Genomic DNA, 25,844 nt, shown 5'->3' on the forward strand with positions numbered 1-25,844 from the left:
TAGTTCGAATATGGATAAGTGGAAGGATGTGAGCTGTATGCTAAAAAGTGATGATGCTGTACACGTGAATGAACGATTAGAAAGATCAAATGAATATTGGAAGAGCCTAAACCTATTGGATATCGAACCAGGGACAATTCCACATGATTATTTTTCAAAAGCCAACTATCAAAAAAACGAACATACCATTACAATGGACAAAGCATTAATCAACAAAATAAATGGTATCACTAACGAAAATGATTTACTGCTGTATCTAGTTATGCTGACAGGGCTGAATATTCAATTATTTAAATATAATGGCAATGAAGAAAGCATAATTGGGATTCCAACATATATAGGAGAAGTAAAAGATAGTAAATCCATAAAAAATAGGCTGTTGCCACTGGTTAACTGTGTTGCAAATGAATCTTCTAATAAGCAACTACTTAAAGATACACAAGAAAGGTTATTTCAGGCATATGACAATCAGTATGCGGATCTAGAAATGCTACTAAAAAAAATGCAAAGCGGTATCAGTGTAATGGATATAACTCCGATTAGTATCAGTATGGATGCTTTGCATGGACAAGAGTCTATTGACTATATAATCAATTCCGATACAAACCAACTCTCTATATGTATTAATAAAATAGACTCCAAAGAATATTCTATAAGCTTTTATTATAATGCACAGCTTTATGATGAAAAATCTATCAGGTTATTCGGAGAACGATATATTAGAGTTCTTAATAGTATTGCAAATAATTTAGATCAATGTGTACAGGACATATCTCTTTTATCTGAAAGGGAAGAGTATCAGTTACTCTATGGATTTAATCATACACAGACACATTTTCCAAAAGATAAAACAGTGCCGGAGCTATTTGAAAATCAAGTCAAAAAAAATCCTTTTAACATTGCAGTACAATATAAAAACAATTCATTAACCTATCAAGAATTGAATGAAAATGCTAATCAACTAGCTAGATTTTTACGAAACAATGGTGTAAAAGCCGAATCAATTGTTGCAATTATGCTCCCACCTTCTATTGAGCTAATTATTGCTATTTTAGGTGTTTTAAAAGCAGGAGGAGCTTACTTACCTATAGATATAACCCTTCCAAAAAGTAGAAAAGAATACATGTTGAAGAATTCTAATACAGTAACTATTATTTCTACTGACCATCTGATGGAAGAAATCCATACAACTGTTGACTTCATGGATTTGCCTAAGTGGAGTTTTGATAGTAATAGTAAAGATAACTTGGAAATTACCGTTACTCCGAATAACTTAGCATATGTAATTTATACATCTGGAACTACTGGAAACCCTAAGGGGGTAATGATTGAACATAACTCTTTAATTAATTATATAAGCTATTGTCAACAAAAATATCTTACAAATGGTGCTGGAGACTTTCCATTGTTTACGTCCATTTCATTCGATTTAACCATCACATCGATCTACGTTCCTTTATTATCAGGTAATAAGGTTCACGTTTATCATAACGATGATCCATATGCATTTACGAAGATAGTAGAAGATAAGGTAGATATGATGAAATTAACGCCTGCACACTTAAGTGTAATTAACGATCTAGATATAGACCACATTGGTATTACAGCATTTGTGGTTGGTGGTGAAGAATTATCCTATCAATTGGCTGATCGTATTTTTCAAAAGTTTAATGGAAAGGTAGAAATTATTAATGAATATGGTCCAACAGAAGCAACAGTGGGATGCATTGAATATAGATATATAAGAAAAAGTAGAAAAGAAAAGTCTCTTCCTATCGGATACCCTATTCAAAATACGAGTGTATATATATTAGATGGGGATCTTAAGCCTGTACCAATCGGTATATCAGGTGATTTATGGATTGCTGGTGAAGGTGTAGCTCGTGGTTATTTAAATAGACCGGACTTAACTTCTAAAAAATTCGTCAAATCTCCTTTTCGATCAAATGAAAGAATGTACAAAACTGGGGATATTGCCCGTTGGCGAAATGACGGCATTATTGAATTTTATGGTAGAAAGGATAATCAAGTAAAAATTAGAGGTTATCGTATTGAAATTGGTGAAATTGAAAATAATTTAATTAGTCATCCAGAGATTAACGAAGTAGTCGTATTGGTTAAAGAAGATGAAGAAAATCAGAAATCACTTGTCGGTTATTATGTTGGTAGAAGTCAGCTTGACACGCAAGATATACGAGATTATTTAGAAGAGCTACTGCCATATTACATGATACCATCCTATCTGTTTCAGATAGAGCGTATGCCTTTAACAAGAAATGGAAAAGTAGATAGAAAGGCATTACGTGAACTAAATTTGCATATTGAAAGTGAATATGTAGCACCGCAAACGGAAGCGGAAGAAATATTTGTAAGGATATGGTCTGATGTATTAGGAATAGAAAAAATTGGTGTCCATGATAATTTCTTCGAATTAGGTGGAGATTCTATCAATGCTATTCGAATTATATCAAAATTACAAAAGCATCATTATCTACTAGATGTTAAAGATATTTTTCAATCTAGCACGATTAGAAAATTGATTGCGAAGGTATCTGTCCATGCATCTTCTGTAAATCAGGAAGAAGTGATTGGAGAAGCACCGCTAATTCCAATTCAAAAGATGTTTTTTGAACACAACTTTACAGATAGCCATCATTGGAATCAATCGGTGATGATTCATCGTAAAGAAGGCTTTCAGGAAGATATCGTCAGGGAAGTTTTAACGGCAATCACCAAGCATCATGATGCCCTACGAATGGTATACCAATTTGATCCGAACGGCGTAAAACAAATCATTCGAAAGAGTACGGAAGATAAGCTGTTCGATTTTCAAGTATTTAATTATCGTTTTGTAGAAGATCATCAGAGAGAAATAGAAGTATGTAGTCAAATGATTCAGCGTGGGCTAGATATTGAAAACGGCCCACTTGTTAACGTAGCATTATTTCAAACGAATGAAGGGGACCATTTACTTTTTGTGATTCACCATTTAGTGATAGACGGAGTTTCATGGAGAATTCTGTTAGAAGATTTCACAGAAGGCTACCATCAAGTTAGTCAAGAAAAAGAGATAGCCTTCCAGAAAAAGACTAATTCTTTCCAAGAATGGGGTATGTATCTTGAGCAGCAAGCGCAAGGGAATTTATTACAAGAAGAACTAGATTACTGGGCTAAAATTGATCAAGCAGATATCAAGTTATTACCGGTAGACTTTAACTATAGTGAAGAAAGCAATAAGTTAAAAAATAATAACTGTATTGAAATTTTATTAAGTCAAGAAGAAACCTTGAAATTATTGCAAAACACAAATAAAGCCTATAATACAGAGGTTAATGACATTTTATTGACTGCTTTAGGGTTGGCTATTCACGATTGGACCTCGGAAAACAAGTTGATGATTAATTTGGAAGGACACGGGAGGGAAATGCTTGAAGGGGATATAAATATTTCTAGAACGATAGGGTGGTTCACCACACACTATCCTGTTTTATTGGAAGTGGATAAAGAGAAAACATTGGATTATACCATAAAAAATATAAAAGAGACATTAAGACATATACCAAATAAAGGAATTGGTTATGGAATATGTAGGTATTTATTGGATGAGAAACGAGTAAACGGAAAGGCTACCCCTCAGATAAGCTTTAATTACCTTGGCCAATTTGATGAAAAAATAAAAAATGACGTCTTTTCGTTGTCGAACTTATCTGGTGGTGAACCAATCAGTCCCAATGCTGAAAATTTATTTGATATAGACATTAATGGATCAATTATAGAGCGCCAATTAGGGTTTACATTTACTTACAATAGTAAGAAATATTATGAAAGTACAATGAAGATGGTAGCCGCATCATATAAGAGCTACTTACTACAAATCATTGAACACTGTCAAAAACAAACCACCACAGAATTAACACCCTCAGATTATGCAGACCAGAGTTTGACGTTAGAAGAACTAGAGGAACTAACGAAATACTACCATTCTGCAACCATTCAAGATATTTACCCATTGACACCAATGCAGGAAGGAATGTTATTCCATTCTCTGTTAGATGAACATTCAACGACCTATTTTGAGCAAAAATCCTTTATAAGCAAGGGGAATGTCCATCTTGATATTCTCGAACAAAGCTTTATAAAACTAATCGAACGGTACGAAATTTTACGAAGTGTAATCGTCCATGAGAATGTTCAATCACCAAAACAAGTCATCTTGAAAACACGTAAGCCTATGATTCATTATGAAGACCTTAGTACGCTTAGCGAAAACGAAAGAACAGCCTATGTGGAAAAGTTTGAAGTTGCCGATAGGCAAAAAGGCTTTAGTCTTAGTCAAGATATTCTGATACGACTAGCTGTTTTAAAGCTGAATGCAGAAGAATATAAAATGATTTGGAGCTCTCATCATATTCTGATGGATGGCTGGTGTAACGGGTTAATTATGAAAGATTTTTTCACCATTTATAGCTATTTAAGCAATGGGACAGCGGTACAGTTACCAGACACCACGCCATATGTGGAATATATTAAGTGGCTACAGAAACAGCCAAAAAATAAGGCAAAGCAGTTCTGGCAACAGTATGTGGAAGGATATACGAATCAGGCGAAGTTACCTAGTAAAGAGAAACGAAGTGAAGCCTTTACGAAAGAGCGCTTAGAATTTACGATTGATCCAAAAATGACCGAAGCTTTAAAACGAATTAGTAAACACCATCAAGTAACCTTAAACAATGTCATCCAAACGGTATGGGGAATCCTACTCCAAAAGAATACAAACTTAGATGATGTCGTATTTGGCTCGGTCGTTTCCGGAAGGAATGCAGAAGTAGAAGGTATTGAGGAAATGGTAGGATTATTCATAAACACAGTACCAGTACGAGTGAAACAAGAAGTTAATCATACATTTATTGATGTTGTTAAACAAATGCAGAAAGATTCATTAGAATCGGCAAGATATGATTATTATCCACTGGCAGATATTCAATCTTTATCTGAGGTCAAACGGAATTTAGTCAATCACATAATTGTTTTTCAAAACTATTATGTTGATCATGAGCTAATGAGCTTCGATCATTCATTAGGCTTTGAATTAGAAAATATTACATATTATGAGGAAAACAACTATGAATTGGCAGCTATGGTTATACCGAGTGATACACTAACCGTTCGATTCTCTTATAACTCTAATGCTTACGATCAAGAAATGGTAAACAGATTAAAAAACCATTTCATCGAAATCATTCAATCCGTGATTCAAAACCAGGAAATCCCTGTATCCCAAATCAGTATGACAACTGATAAGGAACGGAAAGAGATTCTCCATGACTTTAATGACACATCGGTAACGTATCCAAAGGATAAGACAATATCTCAATTATGGGAGGAACAAGTAGAAAAACATCCCCACCATATCGCAGTGGAATACGAAGGCAAGCAGTTAACGTATCAAGCCTTAAATGAAAAGGCGAATCAACTCGCAAGGACCTTACGCCAAAATGGCATCACAGCCAATGCGATTGTCGGTATGATGATCGATGGTTCGCTAGAAATGATGGTCGGCATGATAGGCATTCTCAAGGCAGGCGGCGCCTACTTACCTATCGATCCAACACATCCAATCGATCGAATCAATTATATGATAGAAGATGCCAAACTGGACGTACTCGTGACGACTTCATCCTATGCAAATAAAACGGCTTTTGCAGGAATGATTGTCAATCTTGCAGACTCAAGCGCTTATCAAGCTGATTCTACCAATCTGGATATAAACCATGAATCTCGTGATCTAGCCTATGTTATGTATACATCTGGAACGACTGGAAAAGCAAAAGGTGTCATGGTAAGTCATGCGAATCTCATTAATTACACAGTTGCGATGATCCAAAAAATTAACCTTACATCGACAGATGAAACGGCTTTATTATCCTCCTATGCGTTTGATTTAGGCTATACAACCATTTATACGGCATTACTGAGCGGGATTACGTTACACATCGCTTCTGAAAGCACCTATAAGGATCCAAACAAATTAGTATCATTCATTGGGAAGCATTGTACGTATGTTAAAATGACCCCTTCGCTGTTTTCTGTGATGATGCAATCCGATGAATTAGATACCTTCCTGCAAACAGGAAAACTTCGTTTACTAATCCTAGGTGGAGAATCATTAAATCGGAACGATTTAACACATTTTTTTGCCAAGGATACAGAAAATAAGATTTGTTTTATGAATCACTATGGACCAACCGAAACCACGATCGGTTGTATGGCAACGGAAATCGATCGACAAGAAATGATAGAGCATGGAGTCATGAATATAATCGGAAAACCATTAGCAAATGTCAAAGCCTATATGTTGGACCCACAACAAAACCTTTGCCCAATCGGAGTAAAAGGGGAGCTGTATGTGAGTGGGGCAGGAGTAGCACAAGGATATTTGTATAATCCAGAATTAACCGAAGCGAAGTTTCTTGATAATCCTTTTGAGCCAGGAGAGCGGATGTATCGTACTGGAGATCTTGCCCGATTCTTGCCAGATGGGAGAATTGAATTTTTAGGACGAATCGATAACCAAGTGAAAATCCGAGGCTATCGTGTTGAGCTAGGCGAAATTGAGCATCAATTGCGAAAGCAACCACAGGTATCAGAAGCCACAGTATTCGTTAAAAATGAGGCAGACGAAAAATTATTAGTAGCCTATTTCGTAGGGGAACAGGAGCTCGACATCGCTTCTATTCGAGATGGAATGAAGGAAGGACTACCGCATTATATGATTCCAACTTATTTCGTCCAAGTAGAGAAGATGCCATTGACGAGGAATGGGAAACTGAATAAATATGCGTTACCAGAACCAGCTGAACAGCATCTTGTCACGAATGATTATGTAGCCCCACGAACCAGTACAGAACGAACTCTCGCAGTAATTTGGTCAGAGGTATTAGGCATAGACAAAGTCGGAATCCATGATAACTTTTTTGATTTAGGTGGAGATTCCATTAAAGCAATCAGAATAGTCTCCGGTGTACAAAAACATGGCTTTAAATTAGCTATGAATGAATTATTTAAAAATGGAACGATTCATTCCATTCGTGAGCAGCTTATCTCTTTTGAAAGTAAAGTAAGTCAAGAAGAAGTGATTGGAGAAGCACCGCTAATTCCAATTCAAAAGATGTTTTTTGAACACAACTTTACAGATAGCCATCATTGGAATCAATCGGTGATGATTCATCGTAAAGAAGGCTTTCAGGAAGATATCGTCAGGGAAGTTTTAACGGCAATCACCAAGCATCATGATGCCCTACGAATGGTATACCAATTTGATCCGGACGGCGTAAAACAAATCATTCGAAAGAGTACGGAAGATAAGCTGTTCGATTTTCAAGTATTTAATTATCGTTCTGTAGAAGACCATCAGAGAGAAATAGAAGTATGTAGTCAAATGATTCAGCGTGGGCTAGATATTGAAAACGGCCCACTTGTTAACGTAGCATTATTTCAAACGAATGAAGGGGACCATTTACTTTTTGTGATTCACCATTTAGTGATAGACGGAGTTTCATGGAGAATTCTATTAGAAGATTTCACAGAAGGCTACCATCAAGTTAGTCAAGAAAAAGAGATAGCCTTCCAGAAAAAGACTAATTCTTTTCGAGATTGGGGTATTTATTTAACAGAACAGCTACATGGAGATGTTCTATTAGAAGAGCTAGAATATTGGAAGCAAATCGGTAGGGCTAAAGGAACGGGGTTACCAGTAGATAAAAAGGATCAGGGGTACTCCAATAAAGCAAAATATTATTGTGATGTGTACATTGAAATAAGTAAAGAGTACACGGAGGATTTACTAAAGAAAACAAATAAAGCCTATAATACAGAGATTAATGACATCTTATTGACTGCTTTAGGGTTGGCTATTCACGATTGGACAGCTGAAAACCAAATTCTTTTAATGCTAGAAGGACATGGGAGAGAAACGCTTGAAGGCGATATAGATATTTCAAGGACAATAGGCTGGTTTACTACGCATTACCCTGTACTACTGGAGTTAGATAAGTCGAATCAAATAGCTGTTGTGATTAAACATGTAAAAGAAATATTAAGACATGTACCTAATAAAGGCATTGGTTATGGAATACTAGAATATTTGGAAAAAGACCGTGATGAGACCTTTAATCACATAAATTCTTCAATAAAGTTTAATTATCTCGGTCAGTTTGATGAAAATACGAAAAATGGATTCTTTAATATGTCCACTTTCTCACATGGAGATTCCATTAGTTTAGAAAGTGAAAGACTATTTGACATTGATATTTCAGGAATGGTCTCCAGTCATCAACTAGAATTTAGATTTTCATACAATAGTAAGAAATATCATGAAAGTACAATGAAGATGGTAGCCGCATCATATAAGAGCTACTTACTACAAATCATTGAACACTGTCAAAAACAAACCACCACAGAATTAACACCCTCAGATTATGCAGATCAGAGTTTGACGTTAGAAGAACTAGCGGAACTAACGAAATACTACCATTCTGCAACCATTCAAGATATTTACCCATTGACACCAATGCAGGAAGGAATGTTATTCCATTCTCTGTTAGATGAACATTCAACGACCTATTTTGAGCAAAAATCCTTTATATGCAAGGGGAATGTCCATCTTGATATTCTCGAACAAAGCTTTATAAAACTAATCGAACGGTACGAAATTTTACGAAGTGTAATCGTCCATGAGAATGTTCAATCACCAAAACAAGTCATCTTGAAAACACGTAAGCCTATGATTCATTATGAAGACCTTAGTACGCTTAGCGAAAACGAAAGAACAGCCTATGTGGAAAAGTTTGAAGTTGCCGATAGGCAAAAAGGCTTTAGTCTTAGTCAAGATATTCTGATACGACTAGCTGTTTTAAAGCTGAATGCAGAGGAATATAAAATGATTTGGAGCTCCCATCATATTCTGATGGATGGCTGGTGTAACGGGTTAATTATGAAAGATTTTTTCACCATTTATAGCTATTTAAGCAATGGGACAGCGGTACAGTTACCAGACACCACGCCATATGTGGAATATATTAAGTGGCTACAGAAACAGCCAAAAAATAAGGCAAAGCAGTTCTGGCAACAGTATGTGGAAGGATATACGAATCAGGCGAAGTTACCTGGTAAAGAGAAACGAAGTGAAGCCTTTACGAAAGAGCGCTTAGAATTTACGATTGATCCAAAAATGACCGAAGCTTTAAAACGAATTAGTAAACATCATCAAGTAACCTTAAACAACGTCATCCAAACGGCATGGGGAATCCTACTCCAAAAGAATACAAACTTAGATGATGTCGTATTTGGCTCGGTCGTTTCCGGAAGGAATGCAGAAGTAGAAGGTATTGAGGAAATGGTAGGATTATTCATAAACACAGTACCAGTACGGGTAAAACAAGAAGTTAATCATACATTTATTGATGTTGTTAAACAAATGCAGAAAGATTCATTAGAATCGGCAAGATATGATTATTATCCACTGGCAGATATTCAATCTTTATCTGAGGTGAATCAAGAATTAGTTCATCATATCATTATTTTCCAAAATTACTATTCCGATGATCAAGTCTATGATGTAGTAGAAGATGTAGGCTTTAAAATTAGTGAATCAAACGTCTATGAACAAACGAATTATGATTTTGACGTAATGGTTTTACCTAAAGATGTATTAGAAATTACGTTTTCTTATAATAAAGAGCTGTATGATAAAACAAGTGTTATCAAATTTAAAAATCAATTCACTAAAATTCTACAAACTATTATCGAGACAGTTGAAGTAGAAGTTGCAGATATCAATATTTTAACCGAATTAGACAGTCAGAAACTCCTGCAGGAGTTTAACCAAACAAACGCGGATTATCCGAAAGATAAATCACTTCATACATTATTTGAGGAGCAGGCTGAGAAGAATCCTCATCATATTGCGGTTGTATGTGCGGGCCAGAAGTTAACTTATCAGGAATTAAATAAAAAGGCGAACCAACTGGCAAGAGTTTTACGACAACAAGGGGTTCAGAATGAAGCCATTGTAGGTCTCATCATGGATCGGTCCATCGATATGATCATTGGAATCATGGGAATACTAAAGGCAGGAGGAGCCTATCTACCAATCGACCCAACTCATCCAACCGATCGTATCCAAACGATTCTATCCGACGCAAAGGTGTCCTTAGTTGTCACATCAAGTGGTCAAGCTCGTTCACTTTCTCTAGCTGTACAGGCTATCGATATTACGGTAGAAGATTTCTATCAAGGTCTATCCACAAATCTAGATCTTGCTATCGACTGTCATCAATTGGCGTATGTAATTTATACATCTGGTTCCACTGGAACTCCAAAAGGAGTGATGGTTGAGCATCAACAGGTGACTAACTTCATCTATGGTGTTATGCACGAAACCAATCTAGGAAGCTATGAACGGATTCTCTGTTTAACCACGGTATCTTTCGATATCTTTGGTTTAGAAACGTTTGTACCGCTAACGCAAGGATTAACGGTTGTGATGGCCAAGGAGGAAGAGACGAGAGAAGGCGAAAAGCTAGCGAAGGTAATGACGAAACATCAGGTTGATGTCATGCAGAGTACGCCGACGCGGGTCAAGATGTTGCTGGAGAATGATTCCTTTACGGACGCACTAATGGGAATAAAAGCGCTTCTTGTAGGTGGTGAAGAACTTTCGAAATCATTATGGGAGGAGTTACAGGGATATCCTTTTACCGTATTTAACATGTATGGACCAACGGAAACGACAATCTGGTCAACTGTTAAGAAGCTGGAATCAACCGACCGTATTACAATCGGAAAACCAATTCAAAACACCGAGCTGTATCTTATGGATTCAAATAGGAAGTTAGTGCCAATAGGAGTGCATGGTGAGCTTTGTATCGGTGGAGATGGTGTAGCACGAGGATACTTTAATCGCGAGGCATTAACGAAGGAACGATTTATCGACCATCCATTTAAACCGGGGGAACGCTTATATAGAACTGGGGATTTAGCGAGGTGGCTTCCCAATGGAGAATTGGAGTATTTAGGAAGAATGGACAACCAAGTCAAGGTTCGAGGCTATCGAATCGAACTTGGAGAGATTGAGAGTCGACTGATTAGTCACCCTGCCATTAAGGAAGCTGTCGTGGTGGCAAGAGAAGATGAAATGAATCAAAAATACCTATGTGCTTATATCGTGGCGAAGGATTTCGTGGATAAAGCAGAAGTGAGAACATATGTCAAGGAAGGTTTACCAGATTATATGGTTCCTGTATACTACATGGAACTGCAGACGATTCCATTAACGCATAATGGAAAGGTAAACCGGAAGGCGTTACCGAAGCCCGAAATGCAGTACATTACGAATGCATATGAAGCACCGCAAACTACTACACAGAAGAAGCTGGTAATCATTTGGCAACATGTCCTGGGAGTGGATGCGATAGGTATCCATGACAATTTCTTTGATTTAGGTGGTCATTCATTAAAAGCAACGATGGTTATGGGGGAGATACACAAAGCGTTAGAGATTTCCGTTCCATTAAAAGAAATCTTTAATAGACCGACAATTCAAGAGTTAAGTGACTACATTGAAACGGAAGGGCTGATCAACCCATATGAACAGATAGAGCCATGTGAAGAAAAGGAATACTATCAGACATCTTCTGCGCAAAAACGGATGTACACGGTACAGCAATTGGATCAAGAAAGTACGGCTTATAACATGCCCGCTATTTTTGAATTAGAGGGAGAAGTCAACAGGGAACGTATGGAAGCAACGTTTAGGCAATTAATCGAAAGGCATGAGGTACTACGTACCTCTTACAAAATGGTAGAAGGCGAGATAGCTCAGAAGATTATGTCCCATTTGGATTTCCATCTTCGTGTACGGACAGTGGATGAAACGGATAAGACGGTACTGGTCCAGAATTTTATACGCCCGTTCTCCTTAGAGGAGGCACCGTTATTCCGAGCGGAAATCATGAAAAGCCAAGGAACTAATTACCTACTTATTGATATGCATCATATTATCTCAGATGGTGTCTCGATGAGTATCTTGGTTCAGGAATTCGCGAAGCTCTATAATGGCGACAAATTGGACCCACTCCGTATTCAATACAAGGATTATGCGGAATGGGAACAACACTATTTACAATCTGGACAAATGAAGAAGCAAGCACGATATTGGAAGGAACAATTCCAGGATGAGGTGCCAGTCCTTCAATTGCCATATGATTTTGAACGTCCAGCGTTTCAACGATTCGAAGGAGATAGCATTTCGTTCACGATAGACGAAGCAACAACGAAACAGCTACAGGAACTAGCGAAACAAGAAGATGTAACGATGCATATGGTTTTATTGTCTGCCTTTACCATTCAACTAGCGAGATATAGTGGTCAAGAAGACATTGTTGTCGGGGTACCGATTGCCGGAAGGCCACATGCCGATCTTCAAAATATCATGGGGATGTTCGTTAATACGTTAGCGATGCGACATCGACCAAATAAGCATAAAACATTTAGTGAATTTTTGAAGGAAGTGAAAGAAAACTCATTGCAAGCTTATGACAATCAGAACTATCAGCTTGAAGAACTGATAGAGCAAGTGAATATAAAGAGAGATGTTAGTAGGAATTTTCTGTTTGACGTTGTATTTAACTTGAATAATATCGAGTATGATGACCTTGAAATAAATGTAAATAATCTAAGATTAAAACAAATAAACACTGAAAATGAATTAGCAAGGGTAGATTTAAGTCTAACTGGGTATGAAACCTCAAAGACCATTGCATTAAAGCTAGTTTATGCAACAAAACTATTTAAGAGAGAAACGATACAGAGAATCGTAGAAGATTTCCTATTCATTTTACGAGAGTATTCACAAAACATTCATACAGCTATTAAAGATGTTCAATTAATAAATAGCGAAGAAGAAGCGTATATTCTCAACGAAAAAAAAGAATTAGATAGTTTAAGAGACCTAGAGTTTGATTTTTAAAATAATGTAATAAATTTCCAGATAGAGTTAAGTGTTGTTTACCTTAGCTCTAGCATTCAGCAAATGGAGGGGTGACATGAGTAAAGAGGTTCATAACAGTCAGTTATCTGAGCTTGATCAATATTGGAAAAACTTACATATAAAAGGTACAGATAGAACTACATTAAGACACGATATGACAACAGGAGACTCGTACCAGAAACAAACGGTATCTTTACCAATTGATCATCAGCTCATGAAAAGAATGATGTCCATTACAAAAAATAATGATATGTTAACGTATGTTACTTTTTTAATGGGATTATTGATTGAACTATATAAATATACCGGGAGTGATGAAATTTTAGTCGGTGTTCCGGTTTATTACTCTAGAGAGAAAAGACCACAAAATATAAAAAATAAACTTATGCCATTCAAACGTTCTTTGAATGGTGGATATAAAATAAAAAACTTCCTTGTAGAAACGCAACGAGGATTATTGGATCACTATGATAATCAGTTTGTAAACTTGGAACAGGTATTTAGGCAGTTAGGTGTATCAGAATCGATTTCCACACTAGTTCCAATAAGCATTACTTACAATAAATTACATGCAAAAGAGGATATTCATTTTATCTGTGAATCAATTCATAATGAACTAACACTATGTATTGAAAAGGATGATCAGAATTATTTTGAGGCTAAATTGATTTATAATGCTGCTTTGTTTAAAAGGGAAACTGTTGAATCATTTGGAATGAACTATTTTCAAGTGTTATCGGATTTACTCGATAAGCTTGATATGACTATTAAAGATATAGACATGATCACAGAAAAGCAGAAAAAGCTAGTAGTAGAAGAATTTAATAATACGGAAGTTCAATTTAAAAATGCAAATTTAACACTCCCAGAGCTTTTTCAGAAACAAGTAGAACAAACACCAGAGCAGATCGCGGTAATCTTTGAAGGAAGAGAAGTGACGTTCCGAAAACTAAATAAGATGGCTAATTCATTAGCACATTCCCTAATGAAACAACAAGTAAAAAATAATCATGTTGTAGGAATTATACTAGATAGATCTATTGAGATGGTCGCTGGAATATTAGGGGTTTTAAAATCCGGTGCAGCGTACCTACCTATCGACCCAAATAATCCAAAAGATAGAATAGAATATATATTAACCGATGCTAAAGTTGACCTAGTAATTACGAAACCTTCTCTAATTACTGAAGTAGATTTTAATGGGAAGGTTATTGATGTCAGTAAAAAGCAGGTTTTTACAGAAGAGACAACTAATCCAGATGTTACTAATCTTCTAAATGATTTAGCTTATGTCATCTATACATCGGGTACGACAGGAAATCCAAAGGGGGTAATGGTTGAGCACCATAGTTTAACTCAGACAATGCTGTGGGAGAAGAAGGAATATGATTATAACCATGAGAATGTTGTTCTTCCTTTAGTAAATTATGCTTTTGATGGCTTTATCATAGCATTTTTTACGCCACTTATTGCAGGGGGACAAGTCGTATTAGTGAATAACGAAGAAATGTCGAATCCTTTCAAAATTAGTGAACTGATTAGAAGTTATAAGATAACAGATTACTTAAGTGTACCATCGATATATTTATCAGTACTAGACTTTATTTCATCGAAGGACGCTATTTATTTGAAACAAGTTACATTAGTTGGAGAAGAAATGCCTGTTAATGCGATTGACTATACCAATAAACTTCATTTTGGAATCGAAATTATAAACAGATATGGTCCATCAGAAAATACTGTAGATACAACGATTATGAGAAATGTAGAAAACAGTGAAAAAATACTCATTGGTAAACCAATTGCTAATTCGAAAGTTTATATCTTAGATAAAGACCATAAACTACTTCCTATAGGTGTGCCTGGCGAAATTTGTATTGGTGGAAGTAGGTTAGCAAGAGGTTATGTAAAAAGACCAGAATTAACGAAAGAGCGGTTTATCGATAATCCTTTTGATCCTGGGAAACGAATGTATAAAACAGGGGATATGGCAGCCTGGATGCCGGACGGTTCTATTCAATTTTTAGGTAGAGAGGATGATCAAGTAAAGGTAAGGGGAATTCGAATTGAGTTAAAAGAAATTGAACACAAGCTACTTCAACATGTACAAATTAAAGAAGCCGTTGTCCTTGTTGAAAAAAAAGATAATCAAGATCAGTATTTGTCTGCTTATATCGTAGGATTAAACATCCATGTACCTGAGATTAGGAGCTTTTTAAGAGATAAATTACCACAATATATGGTACCGACTTATATTACACCGATAGAAAAAATACCATTAACAAATAATGGGAAAATTAATCGGAATGCCCTTGCAAAACGGAGTAGTGAAGCGAACATGGAGAGTATTTATGTTGCCCCGAGAGATGGTATGGAAGCTACCTTAACTAAAATTTGGTGTGAAGTATTAGGGATTAATCAGGTAGGAATAGATGATAACTTTTTTGAGTTAGGTGGTCACTCCTTAAAAGCTAATGTTCTCATAAGTAAAATTCACCAAGAATTAAATATGGAAATAACGTTTAAAGAAGTCTTTTTGCATCCTACAATTAGAGAGATTCGACGGCTTATGGAAGATGTTAAACAGGAACAACGATATGAAATGATTCCGGTTTGTGAGGAAAGGGAATATTATGAAACATCGTCTGCTCAAAAACGAATGTATATGGTAGAACAACTTGAAAAAGGGACTGCTTATAATATGCCAATGGTGCTAGAGGTGGAAGGGCCACTTCACCTTGAAAGAGTCTGTCAGGCCTTTGAAAAATTAATTGCCAGACATGATTCTTTACGGACGCACTTTGAAGAGGTGAATGGCGAAATTGTTCAAAAAATTGCCTCGCATGTCGCCTTTGAAATGGAAACGAATCGCCCGACGGGCGAAACGATAGAGGATATAGTACAGAACTTTGTCAGACCGTTTCAGTTACAGGAAGCACCGTTATTCCGAGCGAAGCTCGTAGAGACAAAGAAAAAACGATATCTATTAGTCGATATGCATCATATTATAAGTGATGGGGTATCCATTCAGCTGTTGATGACAGAATTTATGGAATTGTATCAGGGAAATGATCTGGAGCCATTACGAATTCAATATAAGGATTTTGCTCATTGGCAAAATAGACAGCTTATGTTAGACACTGTGAAACAACAAGAAGCCTATTGGCTGCATCAATTTGCTGGAGAGATTCCAGTGCTGAACCTGCCGTATGATATGAAGCGGCCACTGGTCCAAAGCTTTGAAGGGGATCGTGTCCCACTTTTCATCGATGAAGAGCTAACACACGCATTACGGAAATTGGCAAACGAAACCGGAAGTACGATGCATATGGTCTTACTTTCCGCATACTACCTACTTCTTTCGAAGTATAGTGGGCAAGAAGATATTGTTATCGGAACACCGGTAGCTGGCAGATCACATGCTGATCTACAATCGATCATTGGGATGTTTGTCAATACGCTCGCCCTTCGTAATCGTGTAGATGGGAATAAGCGTTATGTTGATTTCTTAAAAGCCGTGAAAGAAAATGTACTTCTCGCCTATGAGAATCAAAGCTATCAATTTGAAGAATTGATTGAACGATTACACATAAACCGAGATGCAAGTCGAAATCCATTATTTGATGTGATGTTTAATATGAATCCTGTTGATGACACCATAGTGTTTCCACTAGAAGATGACTTCCAGTTGAAACAAGTTCAACACGAAAGTAATATCGCTAAGTTTGACGTGACACTACATGTCACGGAGTATACTAACACCATCCAAGGTAGTTTAGAGTATAGTACTGCGTTATTTACATCTGAAACGATGGAACGAATGGCAAGGCACTACTTAGAAATTGTGAAAGGGATTTGTCAACAACGGGAAGCGAAGCTTGCCGAGCTAGACATGATGACGGAAGAAGAAAAGCAACAAATTATAATGCAATTTAATGATACGAAGACAGACTACCCACGAGAAAAAACGATGGCTGAATTATTTGAAGAACAAGTGGCGAAAAAGCCAAATGAACTAGCAGTTGGTTTTGAGAATCAATGCATGACGTATCAAGAATTAAATGAAAAAGCTAATCAGCTGGCTCGGGTCCTACGTCAAAAAGGTGTTCAAGCAGAGACGGTAGTAGGGTTGATGACAGACAATACCATCGAGATGATTATTGGAATTTTAGGCATCTTAAAATCTGGAGGAGCGTATCTTCCACTGGATAAAACTTACCCGATGAAGCGAATCGAATATATGTTGAAAGACAGTAATGCTCAGCTGGTGTTGACAGAGAATGACGCAGAGAAATTGGGCGCATTTTCCGGAGAGCGGTTGGATATAACGAATGAGAGCTTGTATGTCGGAAATACGAGCAATTTATCTATTGAACACCATCCAACAAACTTAGCATATATCATGTATTCGTCAGGGAGTACAGGAGAACCAAAGGGAATTCTAATCGAACAGCGAAATGTCGTCCGTCTCGTTAAGCATACAAGCTATATCCAATTTAATGAAGGCGATCGAATCCTCCAGACAGGATCACTCGTGTTTGATGCCTCAACATTTGAGATATGGGGAAGTCTATTAAATGGACAGAGTCTGTATTTAACGAAGAAAGAGACCATCCTTTCGGTAGAAAAATTAGAAAACGCCATCGAGAAGCATTCCATCACTTTAATGTGGCTAACGGTTGCGTTGTTTAATCAATTAGCACAGGAGAAGCCAGATATGTTTCGCCATCTACGATGCCTCCTCGTTGGGGGAGACGTCCTATCTACAAAGCATATTCAACTAGTTCGTAGTCATTGTCCAAACATACAGATCATTAATGGTTATGGCCCAACCGAAAATACGACTTTTTCTACGACATTACCAATCGAAAAGGATTACGAATCGAGTATCCCGATCGGTAGACCAATTAGTAATTCCAGCGCGTATATTGTTGGGAAACATGGTGAGTTAAATCCAATCGGAGTCTACGGTGAGCTATGGCTTAGTGGGGATGGAGTTGCCAGAGGATATTTAAATAGACCAGCTCTTACCAAGGAAAAGTTCATCGAGAATCCATTTGTACGTGGTGAAAGACTATATAAGAGTGGGGACATTGCCAGATGGTTGCCGGATGGCACAATCGAATTTTTGGGTCGAGTTGATCACCAGCTTAAGATTCGTGGATTCCGAATTGAAATTGAGGAGATTGAACGGAAGCTATTACGTCACCACGCAGTGAAAGAGGCGGTTGTTTTAGTGAAAGAAAACGAGCAGCTAGACAAGTATCTTATTGCGTATCTGACCGCCCATAAATTAGAAAAAAGTAATTTAAAAGAATACTTACAAGATAGTTTGCCAGATTATATGATTCCATCCTATATAAAAGAAGTATCGACCATTCCCCTCACCGCTAATGGAAAAGTAGATCGAAGATCGCTACCAGAAGTCACGAATCAAGATCTCATTCAAGGGGAGTACAAGGCGCCAGAGAATAAAGAAGAGGAGAAGCTTGTCAAGATTTGGCAAGAAGTCTTAGGCATAAATGAAATAGGAACGGAGGATAATTTCTTTGAACTTGGTGGGAATTCACTTAAAGCTAGTTTAGTAATGAATAAAGTCCATAAGGAACTAGGAAAAGATTTACCATTAAAAATCTTTTTTGAACATGCAACGATAAGAAGTATCGCTCGCTATATAAGGAGAAGTGGGAATAAGGTATATGAACAAATTGAAAAGGTAGATATGAAAGAATACTATCAAACATCTTCAGTTCAAAAGAGAATGTACACTCTACAACAATTTGAAAAAGACAGTATCGCCTATAATATGCCTGCTGTTTATGAATTGGATGGTACCATAAACAAAGAAAGATTAAATAAGACCTTTAAAAAGCTGTTTAATCGTCATGAATCATTGCGAACATCTTTTCAAATGATTGATGGAGAAGTTGTTCAAAAAATTAATGATGACATTGCATTTAACTTGAACTTTATAAAAAAGTCTAATATATATCTAGAAACGATAATCAATGATTTGATTCAACCATTTGATCTAGAAGAAGCACCTTTATTCAGAGGAATGTTACTTGAAAATGGAGAGAAGAGCTATCTATTCATTGATTTGCACCACATTATAGCAGATGGAATATCGATGAATATTCTAATTAAAGATTTTATCCGTTTATATAATGGAAGCAATCTTTCTCCATTGCAAATTCAATATAAAGATTTTGCAGAGTGGCATAATAAGATATTAAAATCTAACGAAATAAAACAACAAGAAAACTATTGGAAAGGTCAATTCCGAGGTCATCTCCCTGTACTAAACTTACCTTATGATTTTGAAAGACCACAGGTCAAAAGCTTTGAAGGAAACCAGATCAGTTTTTCATTGGATAAGCAAAGAATGAATATCCTGAAAAAAATATCTAACCAATCGGACAGCACTTTGTTTATGGTTATTCTATCTTCCTTCTATATTTTATTAGCAAAGTATAGTGAACAAGAAGATATTATAGTTGGGACAACAACAGCTGGTAGATTGTATGCAAACCTAGAAGATGTAATGGGGATGTTTGTTAACACGATTGCCTTAAGAAATAGACCTGAGCGTGAAAAAGCTTTTAAAGATTTTTTGATGGAGGTTAAGGCAAATTCAGTAGCTGCTTTTGAAAATCAAACGTATCAATTTGAAGCATTGTTAGAATCTGAAAATATTGAAAAAGATATAAGTAGAAATCCATTATTTGATGTCATGTTTTCTATGAATAATCAAGAGACAGATGCCATAGAGAATCTAATGCTAGATGGCTTTGTTATGGAACCATTAAAGATCAACGCAGGTATCACTAAGTTTGATTTAAGTTTAGCTGTAACTGAAAGAGAAGCTGGATTAACCTGCTCATTTGAGTATTGTACAAAGTTATTTAAGCAAGAAACCATTGAAAAAATGATCAATCATTTTAAAGAGATTGTGAAGTGTATTTGTGAAAATCCTAATATGAAAATCTCAGACATGGAAATGATTAGTCCAGCAGAGAAGGAAAAAATTCTTACAGATGTAAATAATACGAAGACAAATTATCCTAAAAATAAATCCTATGTAATGTTATTGGAAAAAAAAATAACAGAGAATGCAAATGGTATTGCTGCCGTATATAAAGATAAACAAATCACTTATGGTGAGTTAAATCAAAAAGCTAATGCTTTAGCACAAGTATTAAGAAATGAAGGGATACAGGATAATTCCATTATTCCAATAATGGTTGATCGTTCGATAGAAATGCTCATAGGTATCTTGGGAATATTAAAGGCTGGTGCAGCATTTATGCCAATCGATACTAAATTTCCTAAAGAAAGAATTAATTACATGTTAGAAGATATTAAAGCAAGCCTATTTTTAACAGTGAAAGGTTCTGATATACCAACTAGTGTTAATCCAATTTATTTGGATGATGAACGTGTATATTGCAATGTGGATTTGGATTTCCAGGTTGCTTATAGTCCTGATAAATTAGCATATGTGATGTATACATCAGGTTCGACTGGTAAACCAAAGGGGGTTCAAATAACACAAAGAAGTATTGTCAATTTATGTATGTGGTTTGGTAAACAGTATGGTTTGTATCAAAATAAAAATGTATTGCAAAATACAAGCATTTCTTTTGATGTATCCGTGGAAGAAATTTTCCCAACATTGTTATACGGGGGTACGTTGTTCATCACAACAGAAAAAGAATCTCTTTCTCGAGAGCATTTTAGAGATTTCATTCGAAGAAACAAGATAAACATCGTCCAATTAGTACCTACTATGATGAGAGAATTTATTGCTGGTGGGGAGAAACTTGAAAGCATCCAAGTATTGATTTCTGGTGGAGAAGCATTACCACAAGCTTTACAAGCAGAAATCATGGATATTGGTTATAATTTATATAATTGCTATGGCCCAACGGAATATACTGTTGATGCTATTACAACGAAATGTGTGGAATCTGAGAATGTCGTTATTGGTAAACCAATAGCAAATACAAATGCTTATATTTTGGATAGAGATGGTCATTTACAACCAATCGGATTACCAGGAGAACTCTGTATAGGTGGAGATGGTTTAGCATTAGGCTATCTAAATAGACCAGAATTAACTTCTGAAAAATTTGTAGAAAATCCATTTATACAAGGGGAAAAAATTTATAAAACAGGCGATCGAGCTAAATTATTATCAGATGGAACCATTGAATTTCTTGGTAGGATCGACAATCAGGTTAAAATTAGAGGCGTTCGAGTTGAACTCGGTGAAATCGAAGAACGAATACAGGAGCATCCTGAGGTTAAGGAGGCAGTTGTTATAGCTAAGGTCAATCATCATGATCATTACTTAGTTGCTTATATCATAGGAAGCATTGCTTCTTTAGAAATAAAACAGTATTTAAAAAAGACGCTCCCTTATAATATGGTGCCAACTCATATTATGAAATTAGAGGAACTGCCCTTGACCAATAATGGAAAGGTAAATAGAAATGCTTTACCAGAACCAAATCTAGAAATGATGAGCCAGGTTGAGCGTGCTCAACCAAAAACAAAACTGCAGAAAAATTTAATGGACATATGGTCTAATGTGTTAAACAAAGAAATTTATAGTATTTATGTGAACTTTTTTGAAATAGGCGGACATTCCCTAAAAGCAATCATCGTTTCGAATGAAATTGAGAAAAACATAAATGTGGCAGTATCTATAATAGATATATTTAAGTATCCGTCAATTCAGGAATTAAGTGATTTCTTAGAAGGAAAGCAAGAAAAACGATATGAAATGATTCCGGTTTGTGAGGAAAGGGAATATTATGAAACATCGTCTGCTCAAAAACGAATGTATATGGTAGAACAACTTGAAAAAGGGACTGCTTATAATATGCCAATGGTGCTAGAGGTGGAAGGGCCACTTCACCTTGAAAGAGTCTGTCAGGCCTTTGAAAAATTAATTGCCAGACATGATTCTTTACGGACGCACTTTGAAGAGGTGAATGGCGAAATTGTTCAAAAAATTACCTCGCATGTCGCCTTTGAAATGGAAACGAATCGCCCGACGGGCGAAACGATAGAGGATATAGTACAGAACTTTGTCAGACCGTTTCAGTTACAGGAAGCACCGTTATTCCGAGCGAAGCTCGTAGAGACAAAGAAAAAACGATATCTATTAGTCGATATGCATCATATTATAAGTGATGGGGTATCCATTCAGCTGTTGATGACAGAATTTATGGAATTGTATCAGGGAAATGATCTGGAGCCATTACGAATTCAATATAAGGATTTTGCTCATTGGCAAAATAGACAGCTTATGTTAGACACTGTGAAACAACAAGAAGCCTATTGGCTGCATCAATTTGCTGGAGAGATTCCAGTGCTGAACCTGCCGTATGATATGAAGCGGCCACTGGTCCAAAGCTTTGAAGGGGATCGTGTCCCACTTTTCATCGATGAAGAGCTAACACACGCATTACGGAAATTGGCAAACGAAACCGGAAGTACAATGCATATGGTCTTACTTTCCGCATACTACCTACTTCTTTCGAAGTATAGTGGGCAAGAAGATATTGTTATCGGAACACCGGTAGCTGGCAGATCACATGCTGATCTACAATCGATCATTGGGATGTTTGTCAATACGCTCGCCCTTCGTAATCGTGTAGATGGGAATAAGCGTTATGTTGATTTCTTAAAAGCCGTGAAAGAAAATGTACTTCTCGCCTATGAGAATCAAAGCTATCAATTTGAAGAATTGATTGAACGATTACACATAAACCGAGATGCAAGTCGAAATCCATTATTTGATGTGATGTTTAATATGAATCCTGTTGATGACACCATAGTGTTTCCACTAGAAGATGACTTCCAGTTGAAACAAGTTCAACACGAAAGTAATATCGCTAAGTTTGACGTGACACTACATGTCACGGAGTATACTAACACCATCCAAGGTAGTTTAGAGTATAGTACTGCGTTATTTACATCTGAAACGATGGAACGAATGGCAAGGCACTACTTAGAAATTGTGAAAGGGATTTGTCAACAACGGGAAGCGAAGCTTGCCGAGCTAGACATGATGACGGAAGAAGAAAAGCAACAAATTATAATGCAATTTAATGATACGAAGACAGACTACCCACGAGAAAAAACGATGGCTGAATTATTTGAAGAACAAGTGGCGAAAAAGCCAAATGAACTAGCAGTTGGTTTTGAGAATCAATGCATGACGTATCAAGAATTAAATGAAAAAGCTAATCAGCTGGCTCGGGTCCTACGTCAAAAAGGTGTTCAAGCAGAGACGGTAGTAGGGTTGATGACAGACAATACCATCGAGATGATTATTGGAATTTTAGGCATCTTAAAATCTGGAGGAGCGTATCTTCCACTGGATAAAACTTACCCGATGAAGCGAATCGAATATATGTTGAAAGACAGTAATGCTCAGCTGGTGTTGACAGAGAATGACGCAGAGAAATTGGGCGCATTTTCCGGAGAGCGGTTGGATATAACGAATGAGAGCTTGTATGTCGGAAATACGAGCAATTTATCTATTGAACACCATCCAACAAACTTAGCATATATCATGTATTCGTCAGGGAGTACAGGAGAACCAAAGGGAATTCTAATCGAACAGCGAAATGTCGTCCGTCTCGTTAAGCATACAAGCTATATCCAATTTAATGAAGGCGATCGAATCCTCCAGACAGGATCACTCGTGTTTGATGCCTCAACATTTGAGATATGGGGAAGTCTATTAAATGGACAGAGTCTGTATTTAACGAAGAAAGAGACCATCCTTTCGGTAGAAAAATTAGAAAACGCCATCGAGAAGCATTCCATCACTTTAATGTGGCTAACGGTTGCGTTGTTTAATCAATTAGCACAGGAGAAGCCAGATATGTTTCGCCATCTACGATGCCTCCTCGTTGGGGGAGACGTCCTATCTACAAAGCATATTCAACTAGTTCGTAGTCATTGTCCAAACATACAGATCATTAATGGTTATGGCCCAACCGAAAATACGACTTTTTCTACGACATTACCAATCGAAAAGGATTACGAATCGAGTATCCCGATCGGTAGACCAATTAGTAATTCCAGCGCGTATATTGTTGGGAAACATGGTGAGTTAAATCCAATCGGAGTCTACGGTGAGCTATGGCTTAGTGGGGATGGAGTTGCCAGAGGATATTTAAATAGACCAGCTCTTACCAAGGAAAAGTTCATCGAGAATCCATTTGTACGTGGTGAAAGACTATATAAGAGTGGGGACATTGCCAGATGGTTGCCGGATGGCACAATCGAATTTTTGGGTCGAGTTGATCACCAGCTTAAGATTCGTGGATTCCGAATTGAAATTGAGGAGATTGAACGGAAGCTATTACGTCACCACGCAGTGAAAGAGGCGGTTGTTTTAGTGAAAGAAAACGAGCAGCTAGACAAGTATCTTATTGCGTATCTGACCGCCCATAAATTAGAAAAAAGTAATTTAAAAGAATACTTACAAGATAGTTTGCCAGATTATATGATTCCATCCTATATAAAAGAAGTATCGAGCATTCCCCTCACCGCTAATGGAAAAGTAGATCGAAGATCGCTACCAGAAGTCACGAATCAAGATCTCATTCAAGGAGAGTACAAGGCGCCAGAGAATAAAGAAGAGGAGAAGCTTGTCAAGATTTGGCAAGAAGTCTTAGGCATAAATGAAATAGGAACGGAGGATAATTTCTTTGAACTTGGTGGGAATTCGATAAGCTTCGTTCAACTTTTATCTAAAATAAGAGAATATTTTAAAGCAGGCATTGGTTTGGATAGTTTGTATACAAATGCAACGATAAAATCAATGGCAAAATTAATAAGAAATGAAGAATCTTCCTTTATCGTTGGGGAAGAGGATCTTCACTTATTAAATGGTAAAAAGGATCATAACATTTTTGCCTTTCCGCCTATTGGCGGCTTCGGAATGGTATATAATGGAATGGCAAATTTAATGGATACACATTCCCTATATGCATTCGATTTCATAAATTCTGATAATAGAATTGATCAGTATATTGAATTAATTCGAATGGTGCAGCCAGAACCACCGTATCAACTATTAGGTTATTCAGCAGGTGGGAACTTAGCATTTGAAATTACTGCAGAAATGGAGCGACAAGGATTAGAAGTATCCTATATCATCCTTCTAGACAGTTATCCAATCGAGGGAGCAACACTAAATAAAGCGGATACTACTAACTTATATGACAATATTATAAAAGAAGCGAAAACAAATCCTGCCTATCAAAAGTATCTAGAAAGAGATTATTTTAAGGAAGAGATTATCAAGAAGATTAAACTTTATTCGGACTATGTTAATAATCTAGTAAACCATCATATCATTGATACGACTATTCACTTCATTCAGGCTCAAAATGATGAGCATTACGTTAAAGATGAACTGTCTTTGCCAAAATGGGACGAGTTTACAAAGAAAGACGTATTAAACTATCAAGGCTATGGTAATCATGGTGATATGTTATCGGAACCATATTTAGAAAGAAATATGGAAGTAATTAACCAGATATTAACCTCTTTGCAAATGAAAGCTTTAAATACTAAATGATATTAGGAACTAGTAAAGGGCGAAAAAACAGGAATAAAGGGAAACTACAATCAGTTGGGGGGTATCCCCTACGATTGTAGTACCACAAGGGTATGACCTAAAGGACTTTGTTGAACCAATCGGTCATTTACCGGCAGTCGATCGCCACATATCCATATTGGTTTCACTTTTGAAATGGAGGTCTTA

Annotated in this window: 2 protein-coding genes; both read left to right on the forward strand. The window is 36.6% G+C overall.

All coding sequences use genetic code 11. The annotated features are described in order from the left end of the window. Positions 1 to 10 precede the first annotated feature (10 nt). Entirely contained in the window at positions 11 to 13,027 is a 13,017-nt protein-coding gene (locus tag D9782_RS10875; protein WP_240455720.1) for a non-ribosomal peptide synthetase, read from the forward strand. A gap of 76 nt (positions 13,028 to 13,103) precedes the next feature. Then, entirely contained in the window at positions 13,104 to 25,658 is a 12,555-nt protein-coding gene (locus D9782_RS10880) for a non-ribosomal peptide synthetase (RefSeq protein ID WP_121604757.1), read from the forward strand. Positions 25,659 to 25,844 lie beyond the last annotated feature (186 nt).

The sequence above is a fragment of the Virgibacillus sp. Bac332 genome (assembly GCF_003667785.1).
Lineage (GTDB): Bacteria > Bacillota > Bacilli > Bacillales > Amphibacillaceae > Virgibacillus > Virgibacillus salarius.